Source organism: Pseudomonas sp. NY15354, from assembly GCF_048068075.1.
Taxonomy (GTDB): domain Bacteria; phylum Pseudomonadota; class Gammaproteobacteria; order Pseudomonadales; family Pseudomonadaceae; genus Aquipseudomonas; species Aquipseudomonas guariconensis_C.
In genome coordinates this window covers 1-450 of the sequence record NZ_JBLUPV010000076.1, presented here as the reverse complement: position 1 = coordinate 450, position 450 = coordinate 1, and the positions used below count along the sequence as shown (strand labels likewise).

Sequence of the window (450 nt, the reverse complement as noted above, 5' to 3'; positions counted from 1 at the left end):
ATCGACGATGCCAAAGAGACCAAGACTCAAGACCCTGCCTCCCCGCCTCAAGGAGGCACCCACCCCGCTGGAGGCAATGAAGGCAAGGGCAAAGGAGAAGAAGCGTGAGCAAGTACAAACCCAAGGCTAGGGTGATCCCGCTCGGTAGTGCTGCATGGCAGCGCTTGCGTGCCCAGGTGCTGGCAGAGGAACCGCTGTGTCGCGACTGTGCAGCCCGTGGCCTGGTCACACCTGCAACTGACGTGGATCACATGGACAACAACGGTGACAACAACGCACGCACGAACCTGGCGGCGCTGTGCCACTCATGCCACTCGATCAAGACGGCTGAGGATATGGGCAAGCGCACCACGCGGGGCTGCGACGTGAACGGCATCCCGCTCGACCCCAACCACCACTGGAACATCGAAAGATCACGACGAACCGAGCGGAGCTAGACCGCTCGCCCCC

At 62.0% G+C, this 450-nt stretch carries 1 protein-coding gene; it reads left to right on the top strand.

Annotated features, from left to right (window positions below; all coding sequences use genetic code 11):
* Window positions 1-104: 104 nt before the first annotated feature.
* The gene (locus tag ACNFCH_RS25850) at window positions 105-437 is read left to right on the top strand and encodes an HNH endonuclease signature motif containing protein (RefSeq protein ID WP_416744511.1); all 333 of its coding nucleotides are present in this window, start codon (window positions 105-107) and stop codon (window positions 435-437) included.
* The last annotated feature ends 13 nt before the right edge of the window (window positions 438-450 follow it).